Here is a 14,585-nt window from a genome sequence, read left to right as displayed (position 1 = left end):
GAAGGACTGAGTGGCTGGCATGTATCATGATAACCTGCGTTCTGCTCCATGCGTGAGTATTTCTGCTTCCGGCCGGAAGACTTTAAACGGGACGATGCGTTGGTTTTTCCAAATCGTCCACCCTGTTTCATGACCAAAACTAAAAAACGATAGGTCGTTACGTTTGCCTCTGACTTATAGACAGAGAGTTCTGGCAACCGCTCCAATACGGCAATAAAAAACCGGCTCCTTTTCCAGAAAGAAGCCGGTTTTCTCTCGCGTGTTTTCAACACATTATATCAGGCAGACGGGGCAACCTGTGCAAAAGCCCAGTCCAGCCACGGTAAGAGCGCCTTGACATCTGCTGCCTCAACTGTGGCACCGCCCCATATCCGCAAACCGGGGGGGGCATCACGGTAGCTGGCAATATCAAAAGCCACACCTTCCTTGTCCAGCAAGCCCGTCATCTGTTTGACAACCTTGCTCTGTTCAGCCCGCTCGAGCGCAAGAAACCACGGTGCCACAATACGCAGGCAAATAGCGGTAGAGGAGCGTTCCTCCTCTTTCTCCGCCAGAAAAGACACCCAGTCCGTTTTTGCTTCCCATGCCACCACTTCGGCCAGATTGGCCTTGCTGCGGGCTTTCAGGCCAGCCAGACCGCCGATAGACTCCGCCCATTTCAGGCCATCCAGCGCATCTTCCACACACAGCATGGACGGCGTGTTGATAGTATCTCCTTTGAAAATAGGTTCTATCAGTGCGTTCTTTTTGGTCAGACGAAAAATTTTGGGCAGTGGTCGTGGGGCCTCGAACTGTTCCAGCCGCTCCACCGCACGCGGGGAAAGTGCCAGCATCCCATGTGCCGCTTCTCCACCCAGAGCCTTTTGCCAGGACCAGGTGACAACATCCAGGCGGTCCCAAGGCAGGTCCATAGCAAACGCGGCAGACGTTGCGTCACAAATGACCAGCCCTTCATGCTCAGCGGGAATGACATCACAAGATGGCAGGCGAACGCCTGATGTCGTGCCATTCCATGCCAACACGACATCATGCGTCCAATTGACCTCGCTCAGGTCCGGCAGGTGGCCATAATCCGCTTTCAGAACGCGGGCGTTGTCCAGCTTGAGCTGAGACACAATGTCCTGCGCCCAAAGGGTGGAAAAGCTTTCAAATGCCAGCACATCTACCGGGCGGGCCCCAAGCAGAGACCACAACGCCATTTCCACCGCACCCGTATCAGAGGCGGGTACAATGCCAACGCGCCACCCCTCCGGCACACCCAGTATGGCAGATGAACGCTCAATCACGTCTGCCAGACGCGCACGTCCTTCTGCTGAGCGATGAGAGCGCCCGGTAAAGGCATCAGATAAAGCGGCTACACTCCATCCGGGGCGTTTTGCACACGGGCCAGAGGAAAAACACGGATTGCCCGGTCGTGTAACCGGGCGAGAAGAAACGCTGGATTGTGTGGAGGTCATTCACCCTGTCCGGATATGGGTCGTGGGACAAGTCATGGTGCGAGAGAGGGGACTCGAACCCCTATGCCTTGCGGCGGTCGATTTTGAGCCGACTACGTCTACCGATTCCGTCACTCTCGCGGCTGAAGCCTCTCCCTATCAGCAAAATGCTTATGGGAAAAGTCTGCTTCTTGTATTTAAAGCCTTATTTGTCCCACACAGTAAGGCTTATACGGTTTTTTCTACTGTTAGCGGCAAACCCGTGCGGAGCCATCCGCAGCAATATATGTGCCTGTCTGGGTATTGAAGCAGGCATTTTGTGTGCAGCTATTTCCCACAGCAAGCGGCTGTGGGTAGTTTTGCACACCCATGCTTTGGGCTTCCCGTGCGGCTGTTCCACACAGAGGAGTGTTCAGCGGCGCGGACGGGTCGTTCTTCAACTGGCTTTCATTCGCTGAGGGCGTGTCAGATATCATACCGGGCGCAAAGCCGGGGGCGGATGTTTTTTGCGGAGCCTGCGGTTGGGCCGCACATCCGGCCAACAGGGCCACAACAGCACAACCCGCAGCACGGGACATAAAACGGACAGACATGGCTTCTTCCCTTTGTTTTTGGCCCGCAAGGCGTTTCTGGCCCCGGTATCCTGTATGGAGTGTCTTAGTATAATACGCTGCGTATGGCGGCTCAACTCAGCCTTACAGGTCAAGCTGGCCTTGTGGCCGGTCCTGCCGGTTTTGTGTACCAATTGTAGCCTCCCGGCTCCCATCACCAAAGGTAAGCTGCACCGCCTGCCCCTGTTTGAGGGCCTTGGCGGATGTAACGGGCTGGCCCTGTGCCGTAACAAGAGCATATCCGCGCGCCAGTACGGCCTGCGGAGAAACCGCTTCAAGCTGCCCGCCAAGGCCTGCCAATGTGGCCCGGCGCTCCCTTACTAGTGCGGCAAGAGGCGCTGGTGAAATACGCAGCCGCCCCAAACGGGCCTCCCTGACCTGTACCATGTGCCGCTGGCCGTTTTGTAACGCGCTGCCCAGCAGGGCTAAGCGTGTACGCCGTGCGGCAAGGAGTGTCTCAACGGAGGGCATGTGCCGCTCCACGGCAACCAGAGCTACACGCTGTTTCTGCACAAAACCTGGCAGCGCAACCTCAAGCCTGCGGCCCCGGTCATCCAGGCGCATCCGGGCTGTCTGGAGCAGGCTCGGCAGATCAGGCAGAGCGTTGGCCGCGCGGTCCAGCCTGAGGCGGCTTGTCTGTAACTGGCGGGACAAAGCCCCCAAGGCACGGGCTCCCCTGTGCTCAAGGTCTGCCAGCAGTTCCGTACGCACCGGCACGGCCATTTCCGCTGCTGCTGTGGGCGTAGGCGCTCTGCGGTCGGATGCAAAATCTATCAGGGTTGTGTCAGTCTCGTGCCCAACGGCGGAGATAAGCGGAATGGTACAGGCCGCAGCAGCCCTCACCACACCCTCATCATTAAACGCCATCAGATCTTCCAAAGACCCGCCCCCTCGCGCTACGATCAGCACATCAGGCCGGGGGACCGGCCCCGTGCCATCCAGACGCGAGAACCCCTCTATAGCCGCCTTGACCTGTGCGGCGGCGCCTTCACCTTGCACCGCCACGGGCCACACCAGCATAAAGCGCGGAAAACGCCGGGCCAGCGTTGTGCGAATATCATGCAGCACAGCCCCCTGAGCGGAGGTCACAACCCCAATGACACGCGGCAGCAGCGGCAGGGATCGCTTACGGTCAGCGTCAAACACGCCTTCTTCTGCAAGTTTCAGGCGCAGCCGCTCAATACGGGCGAGCAACGCTCCTTCGCCCGCATACTCCATGCGTTCAACCACCAACTGGTAGCTTGAACGCTCGCCATAAGCCGAGATCTTGCCGGTTGCTATGATCTCCAGCCCGTTCTCCGGCACCAGCCCGAGGCGGGAGAGTGATCCACGCCACACCACGCCGGAAATCTTCCCATTCTCATCTTTTAACGAGAAATAAACATGGCCGGAGGGGTAGCGCTTGAATTCCGTAATTTCGCCACGCACCCGCACACGGCCGAAGGTGCCCTCAAGCGTGCGCCTGATAGCCCCTGAAATTTCCGAGACGGTGTATTCCGGCACATTCCCCGCAGAGGGAGCCGCTGCTGCAAACTCTTCGTTCATAGGCCTAACTTATGCTACAGACGCTCGCCCTGAAAGAGCAGACCTTACAGATGCGGGAGAAAACAATGCGGGTACTACTGGTTGGATCAGGCGGACGGGAACATGCGCTGGCCGCAACGCTCGCTCGCTCGCCGCTTCTTACGGCGCTTTTCATTGCTCCGGGCAACCCCGGCACGGCAGAACTTGGCGTGAACGTGCCTATAGGGGCTGAAAACGTACCGGCGCTGATTACCTTTGCCAAAGAGCAGGCGATAGACCTGATTGTTCCCGGCCCTGAGGCTCCGCTGGTTGCCGGGCTGGCAGATGCCTGCGCCAAGGCAAACATTGCCTGTGCAGGCCCTACACAGGCCGCCGCCCGGCTTGAGGGCAGCAAAAGCTTTACCAAGGAGATCTGCTACGCCGCAGGTATTCCCACGGCACAGGGTGAACGCTTTACTTCTGTTGAGAGCGCCCTGACTTACGTGCGTGAACGCGGCGCCCCCATTGTGGTCAAGGCAGATGGCCTTGCTGCTGGCAAAGGCGTTGTGGTGGCCCAAACCGTTGCTGAAGCAGAAGACGCCGTGCGCGAGATGATGACGCAGGGCAGCATGGGCGATGCCGGCAAAAGTGTTGTTATTGAAGACTGCCTTGTGGGGGAGGAAGTTTCCCTCTTTGCCTTCTGTTCCGGTGAAAGTGCTGTCCTTATTGGTGCGGCACAGGACCATAAACGCATAGGCGATGGGGATACTGGCCCCAACACAGGCGGCATGGGCGCTGTTTCTCCCCCCCGTGGGTTTGACCATGCCGCACAGGAAAACGCGCTGGACCTGCTGGTGCGCCCCATGCTGCGCGAAATGGCCCACCGTGCTACACCCTTCCGGGGTGTTATCTTTGCCGGCTTGATGCTGACAGACAAAGGGCCACAACTTATTGAATATAACGTGCGGTTTGGTGACCCGGAAGCTCAGGCCCTGCTGCTACGCCTGACATCAGACCTGCTCCCCGCCCTGAAAGCACTTGCTGACGGAAAGCTGGACACAACACCCATTACGTTTTCTGACAGTGCGTCCATCAGTATTGTCATGGCCGCACAAAACTACCCTGGAAAACCCTTAACCGGTGCTGTTATTTCCGGCATTGAGGATGCCAATGCTCTTGAAGGCGTCAAGGTTTTTCAGGCAGGCACACAGAAAAACATATCTGGTGAAACTGTCGTCTCTGGTGGCCGCGTGCTGGCTGTCTGTGCTTTAGGTAAAACTGTTAAAGAAGCACAGGAAAGAGCATATGCTGGTGTTAAAGCCATAACGTGGGATGGTGCACAGTATCGCACAGATATCGGCAACCGCGCTCTTTAAACTAGGTTTTTGGTTTAAAAATTTCGAAACCCTTTTATTGCGTCACTAAGGGTTTCGAAATTCATTTTCTCTGCACATTACGGCACCAGAGATTTCACCAAAGCTCTCAGCGCCTTTCTGGCAGCCTTTGTTCCCCATTCTTTAAGCAGTTTACGTGTATTATCGTGTTTGGCCAAAGCATATGGGCTTTCCCGTATAGGGGGCATAGCTGTCACCCGGTCCTTTAAGGCCTGCGGCACGCCGGGGAAGGGATCTATGTTTACCAACCGGGTCAACATGGCAACAGATGTAATACGGCATGTTGGCGTGTGGGTATTCATGCACACATACGCACCAGTTCCGTTGCCTGCCGGGTCATAAACGGCCTTCCATGTTACGGCTGGAATGGGAATATGATGGGACCCGATACTCCGGAATGAGTCCGGGTCGTATCCTGGCCCGCTCACTACAAATATCTCGCCTTCCTCCCGCGCCCAACCTCTTACAGCACTTTCAACACCTTCCCACGGCCCACGGTTTAGCTCGGGTGTTTGGGGAACGATGTTTGACAGCAAGAAACTTTCCTTTTGTGCATCCAGCCCCGGCTGGTCTCCACTTGGGGTCATGTGCCCACGGTCATACCCAGATCGGGTGTAATCCTCCGGCTGCGCCTGCATAACAGGAGGGAGCCGGGTATCTGGAGCAAAACTGCCCTGCCGACGGGTTTTATCCGCTATTTCAAGGTTTTCTTCTGTCAGATCTTCCGCAGACCATAACGGTGCGCGCTTCTGCTCAGATGCAAGAACAGCATAGTGTGTGTTGCACAGCATAACTGTCCCGATACGCTGTGTTTCAGACAACACAACAGGCGGTTGCCCGTTTGCAAACATGTCCGGGCAGGACGCGGCTAAACCAGAGGTAGGTAGAAAAAAATAAAAACAACTGATTAAAAAAAAAGATTTACGCACTCTTTCTCCTTATGCAGGCAAAGGCATACTCGCTACACCCTTCCTTACACCGCATAGTCAGAAAATAGGTATCGGAAGTTTCAGGCTTCAGCCAATGCTGCTCTGTTACAGGTGTAACCAAGTACAAATGCATCAGAGCCATCAGGGTAATAACGCTTTCTCAAACCCACCTGCTTGAAACCTGCTTTTTGGTAAACATGCTGCGCAACATGGTTGTGTGAGGAAACCTCCAGAAACAGGCTTTCCGCGTCTTCTGCCTCAGCCTGCTGTATGGCCCACGTCAAAAGAGCGGTTCCCACGCCATGCTGTCTATAGTCTGCGGCTACGCAAATGGTCAGGATTTCAACTTCACCCGCAACACATCTGATCATAATAAAACCTGCGGGGTGCCCCCCTTGAACTGCAAGCCCTACATATGTGCCAGGCAACGGCAAAAGCTCGCGTATGGCAGCTTCCTGCCACTGATCTCCCGCAGAGAAACTTGCGCAATGCAGTGCAGCCAGAACACCGGCATGAGCGGCCCCCACGGGGTAAATTGGAATATCAGCGCTCATACAGGAGCCGACCGCAAACCCGCTGCTGGCAGTTTGGCTTCAGGTGGATCTACGTAAAGTGGAAGCGCATCACGAGGGGGCAATTCTCCGCGCAAACGTGCGCAGGCCGCAGCGGCAATCTGCGCTGGATCAGGGATGTTAGTGCTGGACAAAACACAGTCCGGACTTGCCACAACATTTGCGGCGTCACCAGCAACCAGCCAGCGCCCTGCGGGAAACTGCCATGCGTCCAAAGCGACCGCTTGTGTGCCAGCCTTTGTTTCTACAAAAACACGCCCGCGCCGCGCGGCAGTCACCACCATCCAGCCTTGCAGGGCCTCGTTCTCTTGCTGCGTACACTCTGCGTCCAGCACAGGGCATAGCGCTTCACCGCGTGTAACGCCCACAACAGGCACATCAAGCCCCAGAGCATAACCGGCAGCCGTAGCGCAGGAAGCCCGCAGGCCGGTAAAAGAACCCGGCCCTACCACCACTGCCACAAGCTCTGGCTGAAATGGTGAACCCGCCTGCCACCCGGCATCCTTCAGCGCCTGCGCGGCCAGCAGACCTATGCCCTCCGCAGCTTGTTTCCCCGGAGCCTGCTGGCAGCTTATTGGCTGGAAGTCTCCCCCGTCAGTCTGTTGCACACACGCAGCAAGACCAAAGGCTGCATCACCTGCTGCACTGCCATCCAGCACAAGAATTCGGCTCATCTGTTTCACAGCAGACGACAGGCTTCTTCAAAGGCCAGACGTGGCGCACGAGGCGGCAGGTTTTCCGTATCCCCATACCCCAGGCACAGTAGAAAATTGGCGCGCCAGCCAGTGTCCGCCAAAAACTCATCTTCCACAGCAGACTGATCAAAACCGGAAACGGGCAAGGCGTCCAGCCCCAATGCGCGGGCCGCCAAAATCATATACCCGCCCTGCAATGTGCCATTCCGGAAGGATGTTTCTTCCGCAAGCCCTACATCTGCGGCAAACCACGAACGCAGTTCTTCGTTGGGGGACAGACGGGGCAGTTGTTCAAAAAACAACGGGTCATGCGCCACCACGGCAATGACCGGTGCCCCCATAACGCGGTTCACGTTGCCTGCGGACAAAGCAGGGCGCAGCTTTTCCCGCCCCTCCGAACCTGTAATAAATACAAAGCGGGCAGGGCTACAGTTGCCGGACGTAGGGCCAAGACTGACCACCTCGTAGAGCTGGCGCAAGAGGTCTGGCTCCACCGGGCGGGCCATCCAGCGCCGTGGCGTGCGCGCTTTATGGAAAAGAAGGTCCAGCCCGCTTTCGTCCAGCATAGGTATGTTGTCTCCATAGTCCCGCCACCAGCATGATGGCGGTATAGTGCATTTGGTACGTCCCTTTTAGGTCAGAGACGCGCCAACGCAAAGATGGTGGGGCTGTTAGCCTTCTACCTGCTCAACCCCAACCACTTCCGGCACATAATGCCGGAGCATGTTTTCCACACCATGCTTGAGTGTTGCGCGGGATGATGGGCAGCCAGAGCAGGCACCCTGCATGGTCAGACGCACAATACCGTCCCGATACCCACGGAAGACGATATCCCCACCATCGCCTGCCACGGCAGGGCGTACGCGGGTATCAAGCAGTTCCTTGATCTGCGCCACAATTTCCTGATCTTCCGGGGCAATAGCGTCTTCCACAACCCCTACGCCCTCACCCACCACCGGCAGGCCCGCAGCAAAATGGTCTGCCACCGTAGCCAGAATGGCAGGGCGCAGGTCTGACCAATCCGTACCATCGGCTTTGGTTACGGAAATAAAGTCCTGCCCCAGAAACACGCGGGACACACCCGGAATAGCAAACACCACATCTGCCAGAGGCGAGCGGCCTATCACGGCATCAGCATCAATAAAGTCTATTGTGCCTGCATCCCCCATGACAGGGCGGCCTGGTAGAAATTTGAGAGTGGCGGGATTAGGGGTGTCTTCTGTTTCAATGAACATCGGTTTGGGTCCTGATCTCTGAAAAGCTCACTATGTCGCTATCAGGTGGCATCAGAATGAGGACACGGCAAGTCCTGTTACAAAAAGAAAACCCATTCTCCAGCTATCAGGCACGCCCTGACAGCGCCGGAGTATAACCATACAGTCAGGCAGACCCGCTACCTGATATGGTAACCCGCTCCAAGCAGGGTTGGCGTTATGCTTTGCCAACCCTGCCAGAAGATAGTGCGGTTAGTGCGTTGTAATAGGGGACAAAAGAGCCTTCAGCCCGTCCAGATTACCCGCTAGATACGGATAGCGCAGCCCATCATGGTAAGAGAGGGTGACAGTGCGATACTGGTCTCTGTCACGCAGGAGTAACGTGATTGGGGCTTTGTTAGCGCCTTTGGCCTGCGTAATCACATCTTTCAGAGTATCGGCATCGTAGGCTTCCCCATTGACGGCAATAAGGTCCTGATCACGGGTGATTCCGGCCTTCCAAGCAGGGCTACCCCACAGAACCTCAGACAATGCGCCCTTTTTGCTGACAGAAAAGCCAAGAGAAAAGAGAAAGTCTGAGCTATGACGGATGCCAGAAGCGGACTCTATGTAACTTGAAGGCTTTTCCGAAAACTCAAGCTTGGCACCTGTACGCGTCAGCCCATCCAAGGGGGCGTGAAGCTGAATTTCGTCAACACGCTGGTGCAGGAAGCTAGCCCAGTCATACGGTTGCACAGCGTTGAGCGTTTGTGTCACTTCATCAAACTGATACGTGCTGGTTATGAAGCTGCCATTGTGCGTGCCAAAAAACTTCGCCGCAAAGTCATTCAAGGATTTGCTGTTATTCGACAATTTGCGAATAAGCGTATCTGCATCCAGCCAGATTAACTGGCCCTCAGAATAGTAATCCTCGCTCCGCAACCAGCTTTTCCAGGATTGTGCAGCACGTTGTGCAATAATCGGGTCATTGGTCGTGTCAATCAAGGGGCGCCACTGGCGGCCTTGTCGGTCATCATACACCGCAGCAACCTGTGCCAGAGCTTCTTCCACCTGCGGAATGCTCATCAAACCAGACCGAGCAGCCAGAACATAGCCCCAATACTGGGTCTGCCCTTCATACACCCACAAACCGGCACCACGCTGCGGTGTGTTGAAGTTAGGCGCCCACAAACCAGCCGGACGACGATATTTGCCATTCCAGGAATGCGTATATTCGTGTGCCAGCAGGTCGCGCGCCGCGAATGTTTTATCCCATTTGGTAAAGTAACCACGTGGTCCACTATTTTCACTGGACTGATGATGCTCCAGGCCTATCCCGCCCAGATGCTCGGTCAAAGCCAGAAGAAAATCATAATGGTCGTAATGGTGTGAGCCAAACAGCAGGTTTGCCTGCTTTACTAACTCTTTATGCGCTTTTATCTGCGCATCTGTTGCGGCAAGATCCTCAGGGTGATCTGCCATGACGTTTAGCGTTACAGGAACATGGTCCTCTTGTGTCAGGTCAAACTTCTTGAAGTATTTTCCAGAAAAGAGAGGGGAATCAACTAGTACGTTAAAGGAGACCGGCTTAAATGTGACTGTTCCGCCGGTCTTTGCGCCATCCGCACGCAAGGCGGTACCATAATCCCAGCCCGTGGGCAGAGTAACCTGCGGTTTGACCATAATCTGCCGTGTAAAATATCCGGCAGGATAAAGCGAGACGGCCGACCATTGCACATTGACCATGGCATCAGTCATGACAACACGCCCCTCATTAGGGGAAACGGGCGTTAAGAGCTGATAGGCAACCGTGACTTCGTGCGTGCCTTTAGGCACCTGAATATGGAAGGCGCTGACCTCTACCGTATCGCGCTTCCAGAGCAGGGACTGGCCTGCTGCCTTTACGGTTATGCCGCCCAACTGGTCTATGGTGCCGGTAGGGGAGTGATCACCCGGAATCCACATTGGGTAGAGTAAAACAAAATCACCGCCATTCTGGGCGATATCTGCTGGAACAGGTACCGTCTCTTTCATGCTCAGTATGTGGCGGGACAGATCCGTAGCATCAACCTGAAGGGACAACTGCCCGGCATAAGGCTTGTCCTGAGGGGTTGGGAGCGCGGGAGGCAGCGGTAGAGGCTGCGGCTGCTCCTGTGGCGTTGCCGCATGAGCCAGCACAGCCCCAAACATAAGACCGACCCCAGCCACGGAAGACAGAATAAAACGGCGGAAAGACATACTGTGATATACTCCCTGTGCCCCGGTATCAGATCAGCCACACACGCCAAACTGCCGGGGAAAAACTGCTCCTACTAGAAGCATTATAACATTAGAGTGTCGAGATATATCGGTAGCAAAACAACACACAGACTGTAGATTGCTCTATCAAGGCTGGTTTTTAAAATTTTATATCTTCATCATGCTTATAAATTTCTCTCTTATTTCGGACGCCGCAGTTTTGCGCCAAACAAAATAAACATCTGTTGGCCCAATTTCGGGCATGGGCCGCACATTCAAAACATGACCCTGCTTGCGCAACTGTCTGATGATGCTCTCCGGCATACAGGAAAAGCCATTCCCGAGATCCAGGCACGCGGTTATGACGTCGTAAGATTCTATCGTCTGAATAGAGCGCGGCTGATACCCTTTTTGTTCAAGCCATACTTCAACACGCTGCCGGTAAAAACAATCCCGATTAAAAAGGTAAAAATTCGATTTTTTGATGATATCGGCTCTCTCTTTTTTCATACCTTGCGGCATAACCAGATAAAGCGGTTGATGAAAAGCAAAGACACTCTGCAATTGGGTTGTTTGTACGGGTCCATCTGTAACGGCCAGATCAATGGCTTGCTCCAGCACCATACGTTCCAACGCAAAACTGGAGCCTTTAATAAGGCTTAGATCAATATCAGGATAATTTTTTATAAATTGTGGTAATTTCTGATAAATACAAGTCAGAAACGCAACATCCAGAGCGCCTATTTTGAAAATAGCTCTCTGTTTGTTCTGCGCCCATAAAGACGGAAGTTCGTCACATTTCTCGACCAGTGGTTTGACGTCCTGATAAAACTTTCGGCCTGCCGGAGTGATGATGAGGCTTTTGTTCTCCCGCGTGAAAAGCGGATGCCCAATATCATTTTCCAGCTCTTTCAGGCGCATGGTAATATTGGATGCCACACAGTGCATTTTATCCGCTGCCGCAGCAATCGAACCCATTTCCACAATAGCGCAAAAAAAGCGGAGCTGAGACAGTTTGGGATGATACATTTTTTAAGACTCATAAAAAATGAGGATGAACGTCTTAATTAATCACTTTTCATCCCTTCTGAACAGCAGGCACTATGAAACCATGAGCTCGCAAGGCGTTAGTCTTCACGAAACCAGTCTTGCACGCAATTTTTAGGGAAAGAAAATTTCATGCCCAATCCTGCTCTTAAAGATACCTACAAACTCTACATCAATGGTCAGTGGGAAAGCGGAAGTGCTGATGGTGTCACTGAAATTCGTAACCCTGCAACAGGTGCTCTTGTTGCCAAAGCAACAAACGGGACAAAGCAAGATGTTGAAAAAGCTGTTAAAGCTGCTGCGGATGCCTTCCCCGCATGGAGCAGAAAAACGGCTGAAGAACGGGCCGACATTCTTTATGCCTTCAAGGCTTTAATAGAAAAACAGGCGGATCATTTTGCACATATCATTTCGAGCGAAATGGGAAAACCCCTTGCGGAGGCACGCACGGAAGTTAACTTTGCAACAGGCCTCATCCGTTTTGCTGCTGAGAACACACGCAGACTTGAAGGCGACATTATACCCGGCAGCCGACCGGGTGAGAAAATTTTGTTTGAGAAGATACCGCACGGTGTCATAGGCGCTATTTCAGCCTGGAATTTTCCCCTAGCTCTTTTTGCCCGCAAGGTCGCGCCCGCTCTGGCCGCAGGCAACACCATTGTTATCAAACCACACGAACTCGCCCCACTAGCTGCGCTGGAGGCCACCCGTCTGGCGGAAGAAGCCGGTATTCCAGCAGGTGTGCTGAATGTTGTTACCGGGAATGGTCAAGATGTGGGGACACCCCTGGTGGAACATCCCGACATTAAGCTGATTACAATGACCGGTAGCACCGCAACCGGCAAAAAAATTATGGCTGCGGCAGCAAACACTCTTAAGGAAGTCCGTCTGGAACTGGGTGGAAAAGCTCCTTTCATTGTCATGGAAGATGCAGATATTGAGAAAGCCGCCAGCGCTGCCGTTCAGGCTCGATTCTCAAACGCTGGGCAGGTTTGTACCAGCAATGAACGCACCTATGTGCATGATGCGGTCTATAACCAGTTCCTAACGCTTGTGCGCCAGAAAATTGCCGCCCTGACGGTTGGTAACCCGCTGGATGCCAAAACAGATATGGGCCCCAAAGTCAGCCTGCAAGAGCTTGAAAAAGTGCATAAAATGGTGGAGCAGGCCGTGGCACAGGGCGCTTCATTGGAGATGGGGGGCAAACGCCTTACAGGCGGCGTTTATGACCAGGGATTTTTCTATGCACCCACGCTCCTGACCAACGTAACGGAAAATATGGATATTGTTAAAGACGAGGTGTTTGGGCCAGTCTTTCTTCTTACCAAAGTCACTGATTATGATGATGCCCTGCGTCAGGCAAATGAGTGCCAATATGGTCTTTCCGCCTACGTATTCACGCAGGATTTAAAACGCATTATGCGTATCAGCTCTGACCTGAATTTTGGGGAAGTCTATGTGAACCGTGAAGGCGGAGAAGCACCACAGGGCTTCCACCATGGTTACAAAGATAGCGGACTAGGCGGAGAGGACGGAAAATATGGTCTGGAGGCCTATGTGCAAACCAAAACCGTCTATCTGAATGCCTGAATAAAAAAAGGGGTGCATATTTGCACCCCTTTTCTCAAACATTCTATAAATATCAGCGTAAAATACCTGTATGGCCAATGGAATAGCGGCCAGGCTGGGGCCAGACTGTAAGGCCATGTGGTTCTGCCCCTACAGGCACTTTGACCATGCTGCCATCCTGTGTGTTGATAGCATAAACAACATCATCAAAGCGGCCAGATAACCAAAGGGTTTTTCCATCTGCACTGACATTGCCCATATCTGGGCTGCCACCACCGGGAATGGGCCAGTTTGCAACAATCTTGTTCGTTGCAAAGTCAATAACCGTTACACCGCCAGCAGCACTATGGGGTTTGCCGTGGATTTTATGAGACCCACGATTAGCGACATACATTTTTGTGCCATCACGGCTTGGGTACAAGCCATGCGTGCCAACACCTGTGGGGATAAACCCAACTTCACGGAAGTTATCACCGTCTACAACAAAAACACCATCAGCCATCATGTCCGCGATGTAGAAAACCTTACCATTCGGCGAAATCAGGATATCCTGAGGCATGCCACCGCTTGAAAGTTTCAGGTATCCTAAAACTTTTTTATTAACTGTATCGACTTTTACCAGGTGACCACCAAACTCACAGGTGAAAATGGCATACCGACCATCAATGGAAAAATCAGCATGATTCACGCCTTTACAATCAGGCGTATCCACGGACTGCTGCAACGCCATTGTATGCGGGTCACGGAAGTCAAGCCGCTTGCGGGCTTCAGCCACAACAATGGCGGACTTACCGTCTGGCGTAAAATACATGTTATACGGGTCATCTACCGGTACGGCTGGGCCCGGTTTGCCTGTATGCGCGTCAATCGGTGTCAGGCTTCCGTCAAAGGTGCCTTCAGCATTATTGGTCACCCAAAGCGTACGTAAGTCCCAGGACGGCACAACATGCTGCGGGCTTTTGCCAACCTTATATTTATCCACCACCGTATTGGTCGCAGGGTCAATAACATAAACATCATTAGACCGCAGGTTCGGCACATAAACGCGGGCAGGGTCCTGAGCAATCTGGGGGGCGATATGGCCCTCTGCCGTTTCACTATACAGGTTGGTCGGGTTCAGGACCGGCGGCATGCCAGGAATGGTCTGGACAGCAGAGACAGTTGTCCCCGGATACACCGGCTGATTAACCGGAGCTGCACCAGCAGATGGCGCAGCACTACCCGAAGGAATTGCCGGGGCAGGAGCTTCCGCTGGGGCGGGGGCAGGAGCGGCTGTTTGCGCATGGGCCAGGTTATACCCTGTGCCCAGCGTGACCATTATAGCTGCTGCCGCTGCCAGATGCCTTTTTACTATCATTATATTACAGCCTGTACCTTGCTTTTACTTTTGCCCAAATG

Annotated in this window: 13 protein-coding genes and 1 tRNA gene; 2 read left to right on the top strand and 12 right to left on the bottom strand. The window is 53.9% G+C overall.

The features are described from left to right. Positions 1-278 precede the first annotated feature (278 nt). The 4 genes from Abci_RS09960 to xseA all read right to left on the bottom strand — a co-directional run bounded on the left by Abci_RS09960 (position 279) and on the right by xseA (position 3,592). Positions 279-1,457 carry a phosphoserine transaminase gene (locus tag Abci_RS09960; RefSeq protein WP_048838995.1) on the bottom strand — a complete coding sequence of 393 codons (1,179 nt, stop codon included), beginning with the start codon at positions 1,455-1,457 and terminating at the stop codon, positions 279-281. A gap of 35 nt (positions 1,458-1,492) precedes the next feature. Next, positions 1,493-1,577: transfer RNA gene (locus Abci_RS09955), tRNA-Leu, on the bottom strand. A 107-nt stretch (positions 1,578-1,684) separates the two neighbouring features. Continuing rightward, positions 1,685-2,029 (bottom strand): hypothetical protein, encoded by a 345-nt coding sequence (locus Abci_RS09950; protein WP_048838994.1) that lies wholly within the window; start codon positions 2,027-2,029, stop codon positions 1,685-1,687. Between the two features lie 102 nt (positions 2,030-2,131). After that, on the bottom strand, positions 2,132-3,592 hold the full coding sequence (gene xseA / locus Abci_RS09945) for an exodeoxyribonuclease VII large subunit (RefSeq protein WP_048838993.1): 1,461 nt from the start codon (positions 3,590-3,592) through the stop codon (positions 2,132-2,134). Between the two features lie 50 nt (positions 3,593-3,642). Here xseA and purD point away from each other — a divergent pair, with 50 nt between their 5' ends. Further along, positions 3,643-4,926 (top strand): phosphoribosylamine--glycine ligase, encoded by a 1,284-nt coding sequence (gene purD, locus Abci_RS09940; RefSeq protein ID WP_181015848.1) that lies wholly within the window; start codon positions 3,643-3,645, stop codon positions 4,924-4,926. Between the two features lie 77 nt (positions 4,927-5,003). Here the strand turns inward: purD and Abci_RS09935 are convergent, their stop codons facing one another. The 7 genes from Abci_RS09935 to Abci_RS09905 form a co-directional block, all read right to left on the bottom strand. Beyond that, positions 5,004-5,873, bottom strand: coding sequence for a DNA/RNA non-specific endonuclease (locus tag Abci_RS09935; RefSeq protein WP_048838992.1), 870 nt, complete (start codon positions 5,871-5,873; stop codon positions 5,004-5,006). An 80-nt stretch (positions 5,874-5,953) separates the two neighbouring features. After that, positions 5,954-6,427 carry a ribosomal protein S18-alanine N-acetyltransferase gene (rimI, locus tag Abci_RS09930; protein ID WP_146806810.1) on the bottom strand — a complete coding sequence of 158 codons (474 nt, stop codon included), beginning with the start codon at positions 6,425-6,427 and terminating at the stop codon, positions 5,954-5,956. Beyond that, positions 6,424-7,119, bottom strand: coding sequence for a tRNA (adenosine(37)-N6)-threonylcarbamoyltransferase complex dimerization subunit type 1 TsaB (tsaB, locus tag Abci_RS09925; protein ID WP_048839147.1), 696 nt, complete (start codon positions 7,117-7,119; stop codon positions 6,424-6,426). The genes rimI and tsaB overlap by 4 nt, the downstream gene beginning before the upstream one ends. A gap of 5 nt (positions 7,120-7,124) precedes the next feature. Next, positions 7,125-7,706: a malonic semialdehyde reductase gene (locus tag Abci_RS09920; protein WP_048838991.1), complete on the bottom strand. Its 582-nt coding sequence runs from the start codon at positions 7,704-7,706 to the stop codon at positions 7,125-7,127. 105 nt (positions 7,707-7,811) lie between these two features. Then, positions 7,812-8,375, bottom strand: a complete 564-nt coding sequence (locus Abci_RS09915; protein WP_048838990.1) for a NifU family protein — start codon at positions 8,373-8,375, stop codon at positions 7,812-7,814. A gap of 231 nt (positions 8,376-8,606) precedes the next feature. Continuing rightward, the gene (locus Abci_RS09910) at positions 8,607-10,523 is read right to left on the bottom strand and encodes a M61 family metallopeptidase (RefSeq protein ID WP_146806826.1); all 1,917 of its coding nucleotides are present in this window, start codon (positions 10,521-10,523) and stop codon (positions 8,607-8,609) included. Positions 10,524-10,739: 216 nt separating this feature from the next. Further along, positions 10,740-11,600: a LysR family transcriptional regulator gene (locus Abci_RS09905; protein WP_048838988.1), complete on the bottom strand. Its 861-nt coding sequence runs from the start codon at positions 11,598-11,600 to the stop codon at positions 10,740-10,742. 150 nt (positions 11,601-11,750) lie between these two features. Here Abci_RS09905 and aldA point away from each other — a divergent pair, with 150 nt between their 5' ends. Next, positions 11,751-13,208, top strand: a complete 1,458-nt coding sequence (gene aldA / locus Abci_RS09900) for an aldehyde dehydrogenase (protein WP_048838987.1) — start codon at positions 11,751-11,753, stop codon at positions 13,206-13,208. Positions 13,209-13,260: 52 nt separating this feature from the next. On the opposite strand, the gene Abci_RS09895 is transcribed toward aldA, so the two are convergent. Then, entirely contained in the window at positions 13,261-14,544 is a 1,284-nt protein-coding gene (locus Abci_RS09895) for a YVTN family beta-propeller repeat protein (RefSeq protein ID WP_048838986.1), read from the bottom strand. Positions 14,545-14,585 lie beyond the last annotated feature (41 nt).

Source organism: Acetobacter cibinongensis (assembly GCF_000963925.1).
Lineage (GTDB): Bacteria > Pseudomonadota > Alphaproteobacteria > Acetobacterales > Acetobacteraceae > Acetobacter > Acetobacter cibinongensis.
Note: the sequence above shows the minus strand (reverse complement) of the source record. Positions and strands in the feature narration are given on the sequence as shown.

Excerpts from the sequence above, each read along its gene's own strand:
- tsaB (WP_048839147.1), bottom strand. The coding sequence starts at position 7,119 with ATGAGCCGAATTCTTGTGCTGGATGGCAGTGCAGCAGGTGATGCAGCC.
- xseA (WP_048838993.1), bottom strand. The coding sequence starts at position 3,592 with ATGAACGAAGAGTTTGCAGCAGCGGCTCCCTCTGCGGGGAATGTGCCG.
- purD (WP_181015848.1), top strand. The coding sequence starts at position 3,643 with ATGCGGGAGAAAACAATGCGGGTACTACTGGTTGGATCAGGCGGACGG.
- rimI (WP_146806810.1), bottom strand. The coding sequence starts at position 6,427 with ATGAGCGCTGATATTCCAATTTACCCCGTGGGGGCCGCTCATGCCGGT.
- Abci_RS09950 (WP_048838994.1), bottom strand. The coding sequence starts at position 2,029 with ATGTCTGTCCGTTTTATGTCCCGTGCTGCGGGTTGTGCTGTTGTGGCC.
- Abci_RS09920 (WP_048838991.1), bottom strand. The coding sequence starts at position 7,706 with ATGCTGGACGAAAGCGGGCTGGACCTTCTTTTCCATAAAGCGCGCACG.
- Abci_RS09910 (WP_146806826.1), bottom strand. The coding sequence starts at position 10,523 with ATGTTTGGGGCTGTGCTGGCTCATGCGGCAACGCCACAGGAGCAGCCG.
- Abci_RS09960 (WP_048838995.1), bottom strand. The coding sequence starts at position 1,457 with ATGACCTCCACACAATCCAGCGTTTCTTCTCGCCCGGTTACACGACCG.
- aldA (WP_048838987.1), top strand. The coding sequence starts at position 11,751 with ATGCCCAATCCTGCTCTTAAAGATACCTACAAACTCTACATCAATGGT.
- Abci_RS09915 (WP_048838990.1), bottom strand. The coding sequence starts at position 8,375 with ATGTTCATTGAAACAGAAGACACCCCTAATCCCGCCACTCTCAAATTT.
- Abci_RS09895 (WP_048838986.1), bottom strand. The coding sequence starts at position 14,544 with ATGATAGTAAAAAGGCATCTGGCAGCGGCAGCAGCTATAATGGTCACG.
- Abci_RS09905 (WP_048838988.1), bottom strand. The coding sequence starts at position 11,600 with ATGTATCATCCCAAACTGTCTCAGCTCCGCTTTTTTTGCGCTATTGTG.